General features: G+C 53.6%; 2 protein-coding genes and 1 pseudogene. All 3 read left to right on the forward strand.

The window, feature by feature from the left end:
* Positions 1–58 precede the first annotated feature (58 nt).
* Positions 59–379, forward strand: coding sequence for a transposase (locus tag M7Q83_RS08520; RefSeq protein ID WP_298337401.1), 321 nt, complete (start codon positions 59–61; stop codon positions 377–379).
* A gap of 44 nt (positions 380–423) precedes the next feature.
* The gene (locus tag M7Q83_RS08525; RefSeq protein ID WP_298337409.1) at positions 424–1071 is read left to right on the forward strand and encodes an IS3 family transposase; all 648 of its coding nucleotides are present in this window, start codon (positions 424–426) and stop codon (positions 1069–1071) included.
* A gap of 115 nt (positions 1072–1186) precedes the next feature.
* Positions 1187–1387, forward strand: a pseudogene (locus tag M7Q83_RS08530) (IS3 family transposase); the annotation flags it as partial.
* Between the last annotated feature and the right edge of the window lie 41 nt (positions 1388–1428).

Below are 1428 nucleotides of genomic sequence, written 5' to 3' on the forward strand. Positions count from 1 at the left end.
CTTGAAACTACTCACGATACGGGACACGGTTCTCCCTTAAAACAAGGAGAATATAGGTATGGGAGAAACGGAAGATCAGAAAACTAGGAATGAGAAGACTCGTCGACAATTTGACGACGAATTCAAAAAAGACGCGGTGAGACTCGTCGAGAGCGGAAACCTGACCGTGAGGCAGGTGGCCGAGGACCTTGGCATCTCAAAGGCCACGCTGTCGAACTGGGTGGACAAAGCCCGCAAGGAGGCGCGGGATGCGGGGGTAACCCCGGATCTTGCCGCAGAGAACCGTAGGCTTCGCAAGGAGAATGAGCAGCTCAGAATGGAGAAGGAAATCTTAAAACGATTTTCGGCCTTCTGGGTCAAGGAGACCGGCGGGAACTGATCTATCAGTTCATCGATGCCCAGAAGGCCGAATTTCCAATCTCAGTGCTCTGTCACGTGTGTAAGGTCTCACGCTCTGGCTACTACCGCTGGAACGCCGAGGGGCGAGGAGTCTACGAGACGGCGTGTAAGGCCCGTGAAACGCTCAAGAAGCACGTTCTAGAGGCCTTTGAAGCCAATCGGAGCATCTATGGGGCTCCGAGGCTCACACGCGAGCTCTGGAGTCGTGGAATCGAGGTCTCGGTGGCTACCGTCGGCCGTCTCATGGATGAACTGGGCATCCAGGGAGCCTGTGGACGAGCCAAGACCATCACGACAAGGCCTGATCGTCATGCCAGAAAGAGCGATGATCTCGTGAAGAGAAACTTCTCTGTTGACGCGATTGACAAGCTCTGGGTGAGCGACCTGACCTACATCGGAACCAAGGAGGGCTGGCTCTATCTGGTCACCGTTATGGATGCGTGTTCGAGGAGGATTCTTGGTTACAAGATGAGCGATACGATGGATACCCCAGTGTTCATTGATGCCCTTAACCAGGCAAAAGCCGTTCGGGGCAGGGCGATGTTACCGACGACTATTTTCCACTCGGACCACGGGTCCCAATACACCAGTGACGACTTCAGAGAGATGTTGAGGCTTGCTGGCATGCCCCAATCGATGGGAACGGTCGGGGATTGCCTCTTAACCGGCTAATCGTGAGGCACTTCAAAACTGAGACGGAGCGCCTTGATTAGCAGGTTAAGAGGCATTAACCGGGTTCGGAAGCGTAGCGGAGAACTCCCTAATGTATCCATTAGCCGGTTAAAGTTTTGACAACGCTATGGCGGAATCTTTGTGGGCGTCACTCAAAAAAGAGCTCGTCTACCGAACCGACTTTAGCACACGAGAGGAGGCAAGAACCGCAATCTTTGATTGGATCCAGTGGTACAACCGGAAGCGTAGGCACTCGAGCATCGACTATTTATCGCCGATTCAGTTCGAACAAGCCGCTACGCTACAGGCTGCATAGGTAAGCGGAGTTCAGTGTCCCATTTGGTGAGCAAGTCCATG

This window comes from Ferrimicrobium sp. (genome assembly GCF_027364955.1).
GTDB lineage: Bacteria > Actinomycetota > Acidimicrobiia > Acidimicrobiales > Acidimicrobiaceae > Ferrimicrobium.

Excerpts from the sequence above, each read along its gene's own strand:
- M7Q83_RS08520 (WP_298337401.1), top strand. The coding sequence starts at position 59 with ATGGGAGAAACGGAAGATCAGAAAACTAGGAATGAGAAGACTCGTCGA.